The organism is Listeria tempestatis (assembly GCF_963575625.1).
Lineage (GTDB): Bacteria > Bacillota > Bacilli > Lactobacillales > Listeriaceae > Listeria > Listeria tempestatis.
Genome location: NZ_CAUYTK010000004.1, coordinates 93929 through 110191, shown reverse-complemented (window position 1 = coordinate 110191; position 16263 = coordinate 93929). Strand labels below are relative to the sequence as shown.

Here is a 16263-nt window from a genome sequence, read left to right as displayed (position 1 = left end):
TTATGTGAAACCAAATTCTTTATGGCTAGCTGAATCGTGAATGATAAAAACGGCATGAGTGAAAAATAGCCACTGATGCCGTTTTCCAATGGACTTAGGCATGTGTTGGATTTCCTCCGACATGGAAAGCGGTGGAAATAATCTCATGGGTGTAGTGTGATGGGTTTAGGTTTTAGTACCGCAGCCATTCGGGGGAGTATGACGTATGGGAAGGTTAGTGGGTCTGCATTTGGTGAAATGAGCCTATCAGATGCCAAAAGATATAACCAGTTTTGGGATGATGTAGCAGAAGGAAAAACAGTTAATCAACGTAGGGGTGTTGAAAGTGCGATTGATAAATTATTACCTTCGGGGAAAGTTCTATATGAGTTTGGAGAGTATGTGCCAGATCCAGCTAAAAATTACACTGGACCTGGCAAAAATAGTCATTCAAGTGAATGGGAAAATTCAATAGACGACTTAAAACATCAAGGAGTAGAAGTTGTAGAAAAATCAAACGGAACAATGGGTTATTCTCCTAAAAGTGACCTTTATCCGCCACAATTAAATATTGATGCGGATGCTTCATATAGTGCTTTTATGCATGAAAATCAACATTATTTGGACGATTTAGCAAATGGATTCCCTGGTAATGCATATAATTACCAACCGATTAATAGATGGAAATCAGAATTTAACGCTTATATGAGAGAAATACAGATTGCTGAGCAAGCAGGTAATAAAAAATTAGCTCAGCAATTATATGAAAATTATATTCGTGAAAGAAAAGCAATCTTAGGGTATTAAGTTTATTTAATGACGAAATAAAAGGAGGAATATTAGTGGAACCGTGGTATAAAATAGATAAAAAAATAAAAAGTAAAAATTATTCAAAAGAAGACTTATTGTCCTACTTATCGCACAGCAATGATGCAGTATTGTATAATACTCTACATGAAATAGCTAAGGAAAAAATATGCGATGATAAAGATATTATTGAAAAAATAACGAAAATAGCTCTAGGAGAAGACCCAGCATCACAAAAAGGCTTCATAGTGACTAGTATCAGAATTGTAGCAATAGCAACCTTGAAAGAACTAGGAATAACTAATATATTTGAATCATTAGATGAAAATGAAAAAAATGCTGTTAAAGGAGCATTTTCATAGAAGAAATTGTTCAAGTATAAAGTCAAAAAATGATATTTTTAAACTAAAAAGGTACTCTATCACTCGATGAGAATCGAGAAAATAGAGCCTTGACTAGTAAAGGATAAACTCACTAATCAAGTTGCCCATAACTAAAAAAGCTAGTAGTACTAATTATACAAAAGTTCATAGTTGAAAAAAGAAGCGATTTAATGTTATCGTTTCTTTTTCTACATATGAGTTGATTCCTAGCCTCCGAGAAAGCTAGTCAAGCCAACCCAACCCTCCTAAACCAGGTTTTGGTGCTATGAATCCTGTATCTGGAAAAGATTGGAACAACCATTTTAAGGGTACCTATGGTCCTGGAAATGGACAAACCAAGAACTAAATTTGAAATGAAGTGAATGAAAAATAACAGAATTTATGAAGGCTATGAGAGAGAAACGGAACTTAGTTTAATGCCTAATGATGATAGACTTGCAATTTAGGCTTTTACTACCTTGGTGGAAATGATCTCAGGGGTGTAGTGATGAGATTAAAATATGACCGGCAAAGTGGGGCTGGTTGTACGATGATTTAAAAATTAAGAAAAAGGAAGATAAAAGCTTCATTCTGTCTTCCTTTTTCTTTTTATGCTAGTCTATAAATAGATGAAGAATTGAGGAGAATGAGCATGATAAAAGTTGTTTTTACTTACCGGACAAAAGAGAAAGATTTGCCAGAATTGATGGCGAAATTTGCTGAATCTGGTAGCAATCCGGAATTTCATTCGGAGGTATCGAATCAAAAAATTGAGATGTTTAAACGCACGGATGGCGATGATGTTTATATTGTTTTGGACATTTATTATGCGTCAAAAGAAGATTACGAGGTGCGTACGGCATTTGAACGCAGTAAGCCAAGATGGAATGCGATTTGGTTTTCGGATAATTTGAAACATGAAGAAGTCTCGGTCGAGATTTTTGATGTGATTTAATTTATTGTTCAGTACCTGTTTATAAAAAGTTCATTTTTGACATGTAAAATGAAAGCAGAAAATCATTTAGAGCCCATAAAATTAGGTTCTTTTATGTAAAGTAGGGAGAGATAATGCGGATACGTTCACGATTTTTAATTTCCTTTTTAGGAAGTCTGTTGGTTATTATTCTCGCGCTGATGGCAATTTTCGCATTGGTTTTTTATGCGATAACGGGTGAGGCGCCTGTTCCGACAACGCTTTATAAGACCGCAACGGAGCAAAAAGCGATTACATTTTTGGAGCAGGATGCGCTCATCACTTTGCGAAATACAGCAAAAGAGGATCCAGCAAAGTTGCTCACAACAGATACAAAAAATCAAATTACGGATTATGAGAAAAAGGGGGTAAAAATCGTTATCCGACGAGGAAATTCGATTTTATATCACTCTGATGGATTAGTTGTGAAGTCGCTTCTTGTTCATGCCCCTAAGTTCGATACGGATAATATTTATACCCAAGGAACAATTGATAATAAAGGGAATTTGTTTCGCTATTTAAAATTTGATTTCTATTTTCCAGACCAAGAAAAAGGTAGTGTGATGATTTTAAATCAGGAAAACAGTTTTTCCGAGTTTATGCAGAAGTGGGGTATCATTTTAATTAGCGCGATTTTGCTTCTTGCGATTTTGTTACTCGTGTTGTTCAATCGGTCGCTTAATCGCTCGGTGATTCGGCCGCTTAGGGAATTAAATGCGAAAGTTAGTGTAATGCGGAGTGGAAACTTGGAAGAGCCGCTTGTCATTTCGAGCCATGCAAAAGGGGAAGTGGACGACTTAGCGAACGAATTTGAGTCACTACGGGGAGCTTTAAATGAGGCCAACAAGGAAAAAGAAAAATACGAGGAAAACCGAAAAGAGCTAATTACAAGTATTTCGCATGACTTAAAAACGCCCATTACATCCATTATCGGCTATGTGGAAGGATTGCAAGACGGGGTGGCAAAGACGCCTGCACGACAAAATCAATATTTAGGTATCATTCACAGCCAAGCAAAACATGTTAATCATTTAATTGATGAGCTCTTTATTTTTTCCAAGCTCGATATGCATAAATTACCGTTTCAGTTTGAATCTATTCCAATTTATGATTTTTTGACGCATTTTGTGGATGAATATACAATTGAACTCGCGCAAAAAGGCATTAAACTTACAAGTGATTTTCAAGACGAACATATTTTTGTGCGTGCGGACCGGATTCAACTTCGCCGTGTGCTCGACAATCTCGTTCAAAATAGCACGCGTTACATGGACAAAGCGAACAAGGAAATCCGTTTGAGCTTGCGAACCGGAGATATGGAGGTCATCATTTCTGTCCAAGATAATGGGGTAGGTATGTCTAAAGCGGAAGCGGCAAAGATTTTTGATCGTTTTTACCGCGTAGAGAAATCCCGTAACCAAATGACGGGCGGCAGTGGTTTAGGTCTTGCGATTACGAAGGAAATTATCGCGGAACATGGTGGCAAAATTTGGGTCGAAAGCGTAGAAGGTGTTGGAACTACAATGTTCTTTACGTTAGAAAAAGGGGGAGAGGAAAAGTGAAACGCGTCTTATTAGTGGAGGATGATCAAAATATTGCCGAACTTGAACGAGATTATTTGGAAATTAATCAGTTTGAAGTGACAACATGTTATGACGGTGAAGCGGGCTTAAAGGAAGGTTTAAATGCGGATTATGATTTAATTATTTTAGATGTCATGCTACCCAAATTGTCAGGATTTGACGTATGCAAATTACTCCGCGAAAAAATTGAAACGCCCATTTTAATGGTGTCCGCGAAAAAAGAAGATATTGATAAAATTAGGGCGCTTGGACTGGGCGCAGATGACTACATCACAAAACCATTCAGCCCTAGCGAACTAGTCGCCCGTGTGAAATCCCATCTCGCCCGATATGCCCGCCTAACAAACCATAAAGAGAGTGCGAATCAAATTGTGATTCGCGACATCGAACTTGACGGCCGCTCGCATAAAGTCTATGTTTCTGGAGAAGAAGTTATTTTCACGACGAAGGAATTTGAATTACTGAAATTTTTCATGCAAAATGTAAATCAAGTTTTTAATAAAGAAGCGCTTTTTGAGAAAATCTGGGGTTTTGACGCCTTTGGTGATACTTCCACCGTTGTCGTGCATATTAAGCGGATTCGCGAAAAAATTGAGCTTGATTCTAAAAATCCAACCTATTTGGAGACTATTTGGGGGTCAGGCTACCGATTTAATGCCTAGAAAGTAGTGATTGCTATGAAAAAAATATTTTTTAGCCTTTTTAGCATTTTAATTCTTGCTGCTTGTCAAAATGAGGCGAATATAAGTCCGGAAAAAACGAAAACGGAGGGTCAAAAAATGGAAGAGAAAGCGCAATTTGTACGTGGTACACTTCTTAAAGCCGCAAGCGCTAATAACTTAGCGGCGGTGAAAAACATTGTTGAAAATCAAGAAAACGTAGTGATTGATGAACAAAACGAGCAAGGGGAAACCCCACTTTTAATTGCAACCCATAAAAATTATCCAGAAGTTGCCATTTATTTAATGGAAAATGGTGCGGACATAAACGTGCAAGATGGCATTCAGGACAGCCCGTTTTTATATGCGGGGGCACAGGGACGAACTGAAATTTTAAACTTTATGCTAGAAAATAAAACACCAGATGTGAAGAAAGTCAACCGATACGGAGGAAATGCACTTATTCCCGCTGCTGAAAAAGGCCATTTAGAAAATGTGAAACTCCTTTTGGCGCACCCATCGACGGATATTGATCATCAAAATAATTTTGGTTATACAGCGCTAATTGAAGCTGTTGCGTTAACAAATGGTTCTAAACTATATCAGCAAATTGTTGCTGAACTTTTAGACGGTGGCGCAAATAAAGAACTTCGAGATAATAATGGCATGACCGCGCTAGACTATGCTAAAGAGCAACAAAATGAGGCGATGATAGCATTGTTACGTTAACTCAATGGTTGTTAACTGCGATTTCGACCGACTTTATAATAAAAGAATTAAAATAAAAGTCCGTAAATAGCGTGACCTAGAAAAAATTTCAGGTTATGCCATTTACGGACTTTTTATTCTAAATGAAACATGGAACTTAAAATTTCTCCTTATGTTCCCTAAATCGCCGAATACTATGATTGAACACTTCAGACAGCATGAGCCCGGCTGCAATCGCACCAGCCACCATGGCAACTTGCACAGAAAAACCAATTGCCACGGTATATTCGCCTAAAACGAAGTTTCGAACAGCCTGAAATGCTAAACCACCAGGTACAAGAGGCACAATTCCAGGAACGTTAAAAATAGTAATTGGCATATGTTTATATTTGGCAAAAAAATGACTTGCCACCGCGACAACAAAAGCACCTGCAATCGTAGCCATAACGGTCCCGCTACTTAATTCTTTCAAACTAAAGAAAAACATCCAACCAAGCGCTCCCGTGATGCCACATGCATTGAGCGCTTTTTTCGGGACGTTCGTAATAATCGCAAACGTAACGGTAGCAAGATAACTAAAAATAAATTGAACCAAAATCGTCCATATCATGAAAGCCCCTCCTCACGTGAAAAAGCGGAAAACAACCGCAATTCCGATTCCAATCGCGCCAGATGTAAGTAACGCTTCTGTGCCGCGTGCCATCCCGCTAAGCAGATGCCCCGCGAGTAAATCCCGCACTGCATTCGTAATCGGAACACCCGGAACAAGCGGCATAACACCACCAATAATAATTTTGTCTAAATTAACGCCAAGATGGATGTGTACAACAAAAACAGCGAGAATACCGACAATAAATGAGGCGAAAAATTCCGCTAAAAACTTTACTTTCAACCATTCAGCAGTGTAATAAAAAATGATAAATCCTATTGCGCCAATTAAACACGTACTAATGAAATCCACCCATGAGCCGCCGAAAATAATCATTAGCGCACCGCTTACGAGGCCGGCTGCTAAAATTTGTAGCCAAAGCGGGAAGAAACGTGTATCGTGGTCTAATTTTTTTAAACTTGTATGGAGCTCTTCTAATGAAATATTACTAGCCGCAAATTCGCGGGAGAGGTCATTAACTAAGGAAACTTTTTCCAAATTAATTGTTCTTGTTGGAATTGGTTGCAGCTGGAGGTTATGCTCGCCTTCAACAGACATGAAAATTCCAGTTGGCGTCGCAAAACTAACGCCCTTTTTTTGGCTTGCAGCATCAGCAATTCGGTTCATCGTATCTTCCACACGATAAATTTCTGCACCGCTTTCCATCATGATTTTACCTGCCATGAGGCAAGTCTCGAGCATAAAATCGCGATTTTTCTCCAAAAAAATTCCCTCCTTTTTATAAAAAATAAGCACTGTACTTTATCCTAACCTAGATTACTAAGAAATTCTAGTCTTTTATGTATAAACTATCGCGTTTTTGGGTAAAGAAAAACAGTTAGTATGATTATACAAGCTGAAGCTATGTTTAGCTATATATAGGGGGATGTGTATGTTTACGTATGATATTTATGAGCCAATTGGAAGGAAAGAGGGTGAAACTTTCCCAGTCATTTTTGCCCTTCACGGATTTGGTGGAGACGAAATGGACGTACCAGGTGTTTTAGAAATTATGATGGATCGCTACGTTGTTGTTGCTCTTCGCGGTAAAGTGGAGTACGGACCAAGTTATGGTTTTTATCACATGGCAACAGAAGGTGAACCAAGTGCAAAAGAAATTCATGAAGTGTCAAAAGAAGTCTTGCAATTTATTCACGAAATTATGAGGAAATATGACACAATCAATCAAAAAGATACATTTCTTGTTGGCTTTGACCAAGGCGCAATGGTCACACTTGATTTAATGCTTAGATACGGTGGGAAAATAAGCGGCGCCGCACTTCTTAGCTCACGCTTTTTAAGCTATACAAAAGCTTTACCCCCAAATTTACTTTTGAAAAACACACCGTTTTTTGTCGCACACGGAACAAAAGATATCGCAGTACCAATTGAAGAAGCAGAAGAATTAACGCGTTTCTTAAGAACAATTTCTAACAACGTTGAATTTCATAGCTTTTTTACAGGTCATAATTTAAAAGAAGCCGAGGAAGATGAGCTTGAAATCTGGTTTGATAAGCTCGTTCAATCAAACATTCAAAAAAAATAGGTGTAGGGGGAGTTCCCTACACTTATTTTTATACATCGAGTTCTAAAATCAGTACTTTTAAATAATTGCCTTCTGGAAATTTAGGATGAACTTTAAAGTCGCTTGGCAGGGTGTGGGTTTCACGGATTTTGAAAGTACGCTTACTTTGTTTAAAGGCATCCAAAATAACTTCTTTAAACTTTTTAAGTGAAAAATTTGCATAATTTGTCGAGGCAATAATAGTACCGTTTAATGCTGTAATACTTATTAATTCTTCCATCAATGTCCCGTAGTCTTTTGCAACACTAAATGTGATTTTTTTCGTGCGTGCAAAACTTGGTGGGTCAGCGATGACTAAATCAAATTGCATATTTTTTCGTTTGGCAAATTTCATGTATTCGAATACGTCCCAAACTAAAATAGATTGGTCCTCTGGATTAAAACCGTTCACAGAAAATTGCTCGTTTGTTTTTGCAACGCTCCGTTTAGCCACGTCAACACTTGTTGTATGCAAAGCCCCGCCGTATAAGGCTGCAACAGAAAATGCCCCCGTATAAGAAAAGGTATTTAAAACTTTTTTTTGACCCGCAAATTCTTCCATAATTCGGCGCCGGACGTTACGCTGGTCAAGGAAAATCCCTGTCATCCAACCATCATCTAAATAGGTCGCGTAGCTCATGCCATTTTCTTTTACAAGTAATGGAAATTCAGGCACCTCACCGCTCACAAAATCGTGTGTGTTTTCCTCCCGCAAAAATCTCTTCTTCTCATAAATGCCTTTCACAAAAGGTAGGCGGGCCACGGCGCGCACTAGCGCTTTTTGGTAGCTATAAATCCCCGCGCTATACCACTGCAAAAGTAGAAATCCATCGTAATAATCAATGGTTAAGCCACCAAGACCATCACCTTCTCCGTTAAAAAGGCGAAAAGCTGTTGTGGTGTCATCGTGAAAAAGTTCCTGCCGATTTTGTGTCGCTTCCTGTAAAAGAGAGCGGAAAAACTCGGTAGACAGCGTTTCATCTTCCTTACGGGAGAAAATCCAGCCATCCCCCTTATTTTGTTTTCCGTAATAAGCCTTCCCAAGAAACGCTTGATTTGGCGACATAATACGCAAAATTTGCCCTTCTGTAATTTGTTTTGGCCAGTCAACAATCATCTCCCGTTGCAAAAGGGGAAATCCGTTTTGATAGAGCTTCACATATTTTGATGCTACGTGTAAAGTTAGTTCTTTCATTAAGTCACCTCATAAAAAAGCTTCCTACACATTGTAGGAAGCTTTAGACTGTGTTCCAATTAGAAATTAGCGACGCGACCAAAACCTACAAGGTATTTGCCCCAGCCAGTTCCGTAAATATTGTCGTATTTAACACCAGCATCTTGTGCGTTAATCATTTGACCACCGCCAACATAAATCCCAACGTGTGCAATACCACTACCATAATCGAAGAATACTAAATCGCCTGGTTTTGCTTGTGCAGCAGAAATTTTCGTTGCTTGTGCATACTGCGAACCAGATGTACGTGATAAATTCACGCCGATTTTAGAAAATACATATTTTGTATAACCAGAGCAATCAAATGAAGTAGGGCCGTTTCCACCCCAGCTATAACTTTTACCCAAGTGTTTTTGGGCTTCAGCAATTAATGCGCTATAGCTAGAACTACTGCTACTTGTAGACTGGCTTGGTTTATTTACAGTTGAAGTTGCAGTAGATTGGCTAGTTGAAGTGTTTGTTGTTGGTGTCGATACGTTAGTAGTAGGTACAGTACCTTTTACTTTAAGTACTTGTCCAACTTGTAAACTATCACTCGTTAATCCATTTAAAGCTTTTAGTTTTGAAACACTTATACTAAAAATACTCGCAATTTTACTTAAAGAGTCACCACTACGTACTGTGTAGCTCGATGTACTCGTATTAATAGAAGGTGCTTGAGGTGTTGCTTCTTGAGTAGGAGCCTCTACTTTAGGAGTTTCAACTTTTTCAGTTTGAGCAGGTGCAGTAGCTTTCACATCACCTTTTACTTTTAAAACATCTCCAACAACAATATTGTCGCTAGAAAGATTATTTAAAGCCTTCAAATTAGCTACAGAAGTACTAAATAGACTCGCAATTTTGCTTAAAGAATCGCCACTTTTAACCGTGTAGCTAGACGCATTCACATCAACAGACGGTACCGCTACTTGTGACTCACTAGGCGCTTCAGTTGTTTCTTTTTTAGCTACTTGGCTTGTTTCAGCTGGTGCAGCGGTCGCTTGTTTTGGCGCAACCGTTTTTGCAGCACTTTCTTGTACAGCTAAGTTTTGCCCTACGTAAATTGAAGAAGAAGATAAATTATTCCAAGACATAATATTTTGGACAGAAGTACCGAATTTTACAGACAATGCCCAAAGTGTGTCACCGCTTTTAACTGTATAAGTAGAAAGATTAGATTCTTGGGCAGTAGGAACCACTTTTTGTTCACTAGCTGGTTGAGGTGTTTCCTGTTCAACTTTTGGAGCAGGAGCAGGAGTAGCCACTTTTGCTTCACCTAAGAATTTGCCATTCACATAACCCGTTTTTCCGTCAGCAAATGTAATTTTATTCCAACCATTTGCCTCAGTCGATTCAACAGTAACTTTTGTACCACCTTTAAGTGATGTTAAAATTTGATTATCTACACCAGGTCCTTTACGAACATTCAACCAAGTTGCAGAAACAGATTTCTCAGATTTTTCTTCTTTTACTTCACTTACTACAAGTTTTTGACCTGGAAAAATCTTATCCGAATCTAAATTGTTTAATTGTTTTAAAGAATCAACCGTTGTATCATTTGCTTCCGCAATTCCCCATAATGTATCACCAGACTCCACAACAACGCTGCTAGCAGAGGCGATTGTCGGAGCTGCAAAAGCTGTTACGGCAATCCCCGCAGTAGCAGTAGCGATAGTCGCTTTTTTCATATTGGTATTACCCCTCTCTTTTCAAAAAATCAGTTTAAGCTTGTATGTATACGATTAATACCCATTTTACCTAGTTTGAAGCTAAAAAACAAACAACCCAAAGATTTCAAAATGAGGAATATCGGACTATACCAGCTTGTTGTAATAAACTTGTAATGAAAGGCGTAGGCGAACGTATATTCCTCGGTCTTCTGACGTATTGCCATAGAACTTTTGGCTGAAAAACAAAAGTTGCTAAAGGTTGAGCGAAGTTTCGTAAAAGGAAACCTATTTTAATAAAACAATAGGAAAATTTAATCAAATTGTAATATTCACTTTTATGAATGATTTTCTAAAAACGCTTTCTCTGTTTGTAAAGGAATAAAATAAGATGTAGCAATACTTTTCATTTTATATCAAAATAAAATGTTCTAAAAAAATTCTCGAATGATGTATAATAACTTTACGGAGGGAATAAAATGAAACAAAATTTGGATGATCGTAAAATTGTACGCGAATATCGTGAAATTGCACGACAAATTGTTCGTAAAGAAGGCCTATATATCAATATGGATCAAGTCGAATTGCAAGAACAGACGCGAATTTGGCGTGATAAATTTAAAACGCAAGAAATGACTTTACGGGATAAAATTAATATTTTTGCTCTTGTGAGAGAAGCTGCAAAACGAATTGTAGGTTTAGAAGCTGTTATCGTACAGCTTATTGGTGCTCTCGTTTTAGGCGATGGTAAAATTGCTGAAATGAAAACGGGGGAAGGAAAAACCCTCGTTTCACTTTTCGTCATGTACATAGAAGTTTTGCGTTCAGGGCGGGTGCATTTAATTACCGCAAATGAATACTTGGCAAGACGCGACCGCGAAGAAATTGGGCAGGTACTTGAATATTTGGGGATTTCAGTTGCGCTTAATGTAGCTGGGTTAGAGAAGGACCAAAAAAAAGCGATTTATACCGCGGATGTTATTTATGGCACCGCTTCTGAATTTGGCTTTGACTACTTGCGCGATAATATGGTGCGGCAGCTAGGAGATAAAGTTCAGACAGGTCTAGACTTTGTTTTAATCGACGAAGCTGATTCGATCTTAATTGATGAGGCACGTACGCCACTCCTTATTTCAGATCATAAAGAAGAAGACTTAACGATGTATGAAAAAGCCAATGAATTGATGGCGAAAATGTTAAAAGATGACTATGAGATTGACGAACATAAACGACTTGTCTGGTTGAATGATGCTGGGATTGAAAAAGCTGAAATGTTTTGGCAGGTGGACTCGCTTTACGCGGCAAAAAACCAGCCCTTACTACGAATTACCATGTTGCTTCTACGCGCCCATCATTTAATGCATAAAGATAAAGACTATGTCGTATTAAGTGATGAAGTACTCATTGTCGACCCGCACACTGGACGGGCACTCCCAGGGCGCCGTTTTAATGACGGGCTTCATCAGGCTATTGAAGCAAAGGAAGGCGTAGCGGTCAACGAGGAATCACGAACGCTTGCGACCATTACCATACAAAACTACTTTAGAATGTATAAAAAAATCGCTGGCATGACTGGCACAGCCAAAACGGAAGAAGAGGAATTTAGGCAGATTTACGGTCTCGATGTAGTAGTCATCCCAACTAATTTGCGAGTGAACCGAGAAGATATGCCAGACGATGTATTTTATTCCAAAAAAGAAAAAGGTCGTGCGATTGTTTATGAAGTATCGTGGCGCTATGAGAAAGGTCAGCCAACCCTAATTGGAACATCGTCAATTAAAAGCAATGAGTGGATTAGCGAATTGCTACGGAAAGCGGGTATCCCGCACCAAGTGTTAAATGCCAAAAATCATGCGCAAGAAGCCGAAATTATTGCGCGCGCCGGGGAACCAGGCATGGTAACACTTGCGACGAACATGGCTGGACGCGGAACGGATATTAAACTGAGTCCGAGTGTTCATAAACTTGGCGGACTTGCTGTTATTGGCACGGAACGGCATGAAAGTCGCCGCATTGATTTGCAGCTTATGGGGCGTTCTGGTAGACGGGGAGACCCTGGATTTAGTAAGTTCATGGTGTCCATTGAAGACGACTTGTTAGAACAATTTGATAGTAAAAAATGGGAAAAGTATCGTTTGAAATTAAAACGCCGCCACCCAAAAGACGGGAAACCTGTAAATTCTTCAAAAATTAATAGCTTTATTTTAGATGCACAAAAACGAATTGAAGGGGCTAATTATGATCTTCGAAAAGACCTTTTGTCGTACGATGAAGTGATTGATTTACAACGCAAGATGGTTTATAAAGAACGTGACCGCTTGTTAGAACAACACCAATTGGAAATTTCTTCTGAAAAAATTTTGTTAGAAGTGGCTGAACGAACGTTTCGGGAGGCGGAGGACGAACTTGAACAAGAAGAACTGTATGAACGGCAAAAAGAGCTACTCGGAGGAACTAAATTCCCGTACACATTTGATGAGGTTACTTTAATGGAACCAAAAGAAGTGGGCGAGAAAATTTTGGAATGGCACAGGAGTCAACGTCGGAAATTTCCTGTTAATACGATTAGCATGATTGAAAAAGAGGTATATTTAAACTTGATGGATCAAATGTGGGTTATCCATTTAGATGAGATGGTACAACTCCGTGAAGGGATTCATTTGCGCGCTTACGGACAACTTGATCCACTTGTGATGTATCAAAAAGAAGGCGCGCACCTATTCGAACGATTCCAAGAAGACTACCATTTCTTTTTCGCCCATGCACTTTTGGAACTCGATCCAGATGGACTAATTATGGGCTAGCGTTTCCTTCTTAAGACTGATTTTTACTTAAAAAATAGATTTTGACGAGAATTTTTAGCAAAAGGTCAGTATAATGGATAAAAAAAGTAGGTGAAAAGATGAAAGGAACATTTTCCAAGTTTAAACAATTTTTTATCGAAAATAAATTTGTACTAGGGCTACTCATTTTTTTACTTGTAGCGCTCGATATTTACGTGCTCACGAAAATATCATTTATTTTTCACCCGCTGATGGTTATCATTGAAACGATTGCGGCACCCATCATTTTAGCAGGTATTTCTTACTATCTTTTCAATCCAGTCATTGACTTTTTAGAACGAAAAGGTTGGCACCGGGGTTGGGCAATTGGGCTTTTGTATGTGATTATAATTGGTATTATTGTGATTATTTTCAGCTTCATCATTCCAGCAGTTCGGGATCAAATTGTGAGTTTGGTAAAAACATTTCCTACATATTGGAACCAAATTACGGACAAATTTAACGAATTTACTCAGTCCTCGCTTTTTGACCAAATAAAAGAACGAGTTTCAAACAATATGAGCGATATTATGAAAACCTTCTCGGAAAAGGGAACGAGCTTTGTAAACAGTGCGATTGATAGTATTGGGAGTATCGTTGGTACGGTGACGGAAGTCGTCCTAGCGGTTGTCACTACACCACTTGTTCTTTTCTACTTGTTAAAAGACGGGAAGAGGCTGCCGGATTTCATTTTAAAAATGCTCCCGGTGAATGGACGTGCACATACGCGACAAGTGCTCTCTGAAGCAAACCATCAAATCAGCTCCTACATTCGCGGCCAGATTATCGTAAGTTTTTGTATTGGAATTCTGCTTTTCGTTGGCTACCTCATTATCGGACTTCCTTACGCTTTAACGCTCGCGATTATTGCGGCATTTACGAGTATTGTACCGTATTTAGGACCAGCAATTGCTATCACGCCAGCACTTATTATCGCAACGGTAACATCACCGTGGCTTTTACTTAAACTAATTGTTGTCTGGGTTGTCGTCCAGCTTCTAGAAGGCAAATTTATTTCGCCACAAGTTATGGGGAAATCGCTCAAAGTCCATCCAATTACAATTTTATTCGTTATCCTTGTTGCAGGAAAACTATTTGGCGTTTTAGGTGTTATCTTTGCTGTACCAGGTTATGCCGTGTTAAAAGTGATTGTCACTCATATTTTCATCTGGTTTAAACGGGTATCTGGACTTTACGGTGAGCAACCAGAAAGCGAATATGACCAAGCTGAAACAAAAAACGAATAACCTAAAATAAGGTAGACAGAAAACGTCTACCTTATTTTAAAAGAAAACGGAATTTTTATTTTTAGGCTGGTGATACTATTGCGTATATTTGCAGGCGTTATTTCAATTCAAGCTTCTATTTTAGGGTTTTTATCTTGGTTTAGTAGTACAAATATAACGGCAGTGAGTTTGTTTGGCATGCCGGATAACCTATCTAAGATGGCGGGATTCATTTTATCTATTGTCATGTTCATCGCGGGTGTTTTAATTATCCTAGCTAAAGAAAATGATTTTTTTCTTTTTATCGCTTTAATTTTATGGGTGTTTGGTATTATTTTAGGATTGCTATTTTCACCAAGTTTTTCAGGGATTTACTTTCGTCCAGTGTGTTGCTTCATCTGCTTGTTAATTGGCGCTTATATTTTTACAGATTATACGCGCAAAAAACGTTAACTGATAGAGTTTAAAAAGCGAATAGCTGCGTCATACGCGAGGCGCCCATCTGTTTTAGGCGTGTTCGTATCAAAATCATGTGGCAAATTGTGAACGGTGTAGAGTTCACTTTGAAGTGTGCCATTTTTAAGCGTTTCAGATTCCGAAATTGGTACATCTTGGTCGTCAAAACTATGGGCTAGAAAAAGTGGCGGTAGAAAATGAAAATCACGCTCGGGAACTAGGTCGAATGTGTCAATTGTTTGTTTTTTAGCGTTTTTTCCAAAAACAAGCTCTTGCCATTTCCCGTTTTGTCTCGCATAAATATAAAGTGGATAGCGAGTATCAGTAGGACCTATGGCAATCTGTTCAGGGTGAATCATTGTTTTCTTTAGCGATTCACTAATTTTTGGGAAAGTTTGAAAGTAAGCATTTTCTTCGTGCAAGAAAGTAGCATTTGCGGTAAAATAACCGTAGAATGACAATACTGCAAATGGATGTGGTAAAATGGGATCTGTTGCTGCAACGAGTGCTAGAAAAGCTCCTGCTGAGCGACCAAACAGGGCGAAATCATTTTTTGGAAGTGCGAGCGTTTTTGTGGCTTCTTTTTCAAACCATAAGATAGCATCTTGAATATCTTCGTAAATATCAGGTAATTTTGTTTCAGGCGCAAGCCGGTAGTCGATGAGTAAAAGGTTGTATCCGCCGTCTAAAAATTGCTGGATGTAGGAAGAATCTAGGTCGCTCCTTGTGCCGTATAATAGGCCACCACCGTGAAAATAAATGACTGTTTTAGTGCTTGGCGTATCTCGTATTATGAGGTCAGCGGCTAATTTGAGGCCGTTTTTTTCAGCAAAAGTAAAAGTTTTTTTATTCACTGTAACAACTCCTTTCTCTCTATAGTGTATGGTGTGTTTCTAGAAAATGCTAGTGTTTTCATGTAGCTATTTTAGGGGATAGGAGAATGTATAAAACTTGAAGGAGGAAATTGGCATGAAAAAAGAAAAATCTGTTATCATTATGAATTTCCAGGAGGAAAGTGTTGCTTATCAAGGCTTCTCGGAGATGAAACGTCTACATACGGAAGGTAAAATTCGCGGCTATCAAATGGCTGTTTTAAAGCATGATAAGGGTGCTAAATTAAATGCGAAAGATTTTATTGACTTTACTGGAGCAGACAAAAATATAAAAGATAGCTTAATTGGTATGTTAATCGGTATTTTAGGAGGTCCTTTAGGTGTTTTACTTGGCTGGGTAGTGGGCAGTGTTGTTGGTTCCATGCAAGATGCTGGCGAAGTGAAAAGCGCGATGACTGTCTTTGAAAAAACACTTCAAACAATTCCTGAGGATGCAACGGGTATCATTTTAATTGCAAATGAAACAGATCCTGAAATCGTAAATGACATTGTGTATGGCGATTTAAAGGGAAACATTGCGCGTATGGATGAGGAGCTCGTTCAAAGTGAAATTCGTGAAGCGCAAGCAGCTGAACAAGCAGCGGGCGAGACGGCAAAGAAAAAATGGTTTAAAAAATAGGCATCGAAAAGCACTAGAGAGGACAAAATTTCTAGTGCTTTTTTATTAAAATAAAAATGATAACGCTTTACTCATAATTCGCT

At 38.5% G+C, this 16263-nt stretch carries 16 protein-coding genes; 11 read left to right on the top strand and 5 right to left on the bottom strand.

Annotated features, from left to right (window positions below; all coding sequences use genetic code 11):
• Positions 1-159 precede the first annotated feature (159 nt).
• From R8923_RS07170 to R8923_RS07145, 6 genes are all read left to right on the top strand, one after another.
• A complete protein-coding gene (locus R8923_RS07170; protein ID WP_485872089.1) occupies positions 160-786 on the top strand; it encodes a hypothetical protein in 627 nt (208 codons plus the stop codon).
• 35 nt (positions 787-821) lie between these two features.
• Entirely contained in the window at positions 822-1148 is a 327-nt protein-coding gene (locus R8923_RS07165; protein WP_485872088.1) for a hypothetical protein, read from the top strand.
• 652 nt (positions 1149-1800) lie between these two features.
• The gene (locus R8923_RS07160; RefSeq protein WP_485872087.1) at positions 1801-2103 is read left to right on the top strand and encodes a hypothetical protein; all 303 of its coding nucleotides are present in this window, start codon (positions 1801-1803) and stop codon (positions 2101-2103) included.
• Between the two features lie 113 nt (positions 2104-2216).
• Entirely contained in the window at positions 2217-3683 is a 1467-nt protein-coding gene (locus tag R8923_RS07155; RefSeq protein WP_485872086.1) for a sensor histidine kinase, read from the top strand.
• Positions 3680-4366, top strand: coding sequence for a response regulator transcription factor (locus tag R8923_RS07150; RefSeq protein ID WP_485872085.1), 687 nt, complete (start codon positions 3680-3682; stop codon positions 4364-4366). Before R8923_RS07155 ends, R8923_RS07150 begins: the two co-directional genes overlap by 4 nt.
• A gap of 15 nt (positions 4367-4381) precedes the next feature.
• Entirely contained in the window at positions 4382-5092 is a 711-nt protein-coding gene (locus R8923_RS07145) for an ankyrin repeat domain-containing protein (RefSeq protein WP_485872084.1), read from the top strand.
• Between the two features lie 136 nt (positions 5093-5228).
• Here the strand turns inward: R8923_RS07145 and R8923_RS07140 are convergent, their stop codons facing one another.
• Both R8923_RS07140 and R8923_RS07135 read right to left on the bottom strand, forming a co-directional pair.
• Positions 5229-5681, bottom strand: coding sequence for a threonine/serine exporter family protein (locus tag R8923_RS07140; RefSeq protein ID WP_485872083.1), 453 nt, complete (start codon positions 5679-5681; stop codon positions 5229-5231).
• 12 nt (positions 5682-5693) lie between these two features.
• Complete coding sequence (locus tag R8923_RS07135; RefSeq protein WP_485872287.1) at positions 5694-6422, bottom strand: threonine/serine exporter family protein; 729 nt, start codon at positions 6420-6422, stop codon at positions 5694-5696.
• A 190-nt stretch (positions 6423-6612) separates the two neighbouring features.
• Here R8923_RS07135 and R8923_RS07130 point away from each other — a divergent pair, with 190 nt between their 5' ends.
• Positions 6613-7266, top strand: coding sequence for an alpha/beta hydrolase (locus tag R8923_RS07130; RefSeq protein WP_485872082.1), 654 nt, complete (start codon positions 6613-6615; stop codon positions 7264-7266).
• 28 nt (positions 7267-7294) lie between these two features.
• Here R8923_RS07130 and R8923_RS07125 read toward each other — a convergent pair whose 3' ends face one another.
• Positions 7295-8479: a class I SAM-dependent rRNA methyltransferase gene (locus R8923_RS07125; protein ID WP_485872081.1), complete on the bottom strand. Its 1185-nt coding sequence runs from the start codon at positions 8477-8479 to the stop codon at positions 7295-7297.
• A gap of 59 nt (positions 8480-8538) precedes the next feature.
• Positions 8539-10185, bottom strand: coding sequence for a LysM peptidoglycan-binding domain-containing protein (locus R8923_RS07120; protein WP_485872080.1), 1647 nt, complete (start codon positions 10183-10185; stop codon positions 8539-8541).
• 458 nt (positions 10186-10643) lie between these two features.
• Between R8923_RS07120 and secA2 the strand changes: the two genes are divergently transcribed.
• The 3 genes from secA2 (at position 10644) to R8923_RS07105 (ending at position 14665) form a co-directional block, all read left to right on the top strand.
• Positions 10644-12968 carry an accessory Sec system translocase SecA2 gene (secA2, locus tag R8923_RS07115; protein ID WP_485872079.1) on the top strand — a complete coding sequence of 775 codons (2325 nt, stop codon included), beginning with the start codon at positions 10644-10646 and terminating at the stop codon, positions 12966-12968.
• Positions 12969-13066: 98 nt separating this feature from the next.
• Entirely contained in the window at positions 13067-14233 is a 1167-nt protein-coding gene (locus R8923_RS07110) for an AI-2E family transporter (RefSeq protein ID WP_485872078.1), read from the top strand.
• Between the two features lie 78 nt (positions 14234-14311).
• Positions 14312-14665 (top strand): hypothetical protein, encoded by a 354-nt coding sequence (locus tag R8923_RS07105; RefSeq protein ID WP_485872077.1) that lies wholly within the window; start codon positions 14312-14314, stop codon positions 14663-14665.
• On the opposite strand, the gene R8923_RS07100 is transcribed toward R8923_RS07105, so the two are convergent.
• Positions 14662-15522 carry an alpha/beta hydrolase gene (locus tag R8923_RS07100; protein WP_485872076.1) on the bottom strand — a complete coding sequence of 287 codons (861 nt, stop codon included), beginning with the start codon at positions 15520-15522 and terminating at the stop codon, positions 14662-14664. The genes R8923_RS07105 and R8923_RS07100 overlap by 4 nt on opposite strands.
• Before the next feature lie 115 nt (positions 15523-15637).
• Here R8923_RS07100 and R8923_RS07095 point away from each other — a divergent pair, with 115 nt between their 5' ends.
• Complete coding sequence (locus R8923_RS07095) at positions 15638-16180, top strand: DUF1269 domain-containing protein (RefSeq protein WP_485872075.1); 543 nt, start codon at positions 15638-15640, stop codon at positions 16178-16180.
• The last annotated feature ends 83 nt before the right edge of the window (positions 16181-16263 follow it).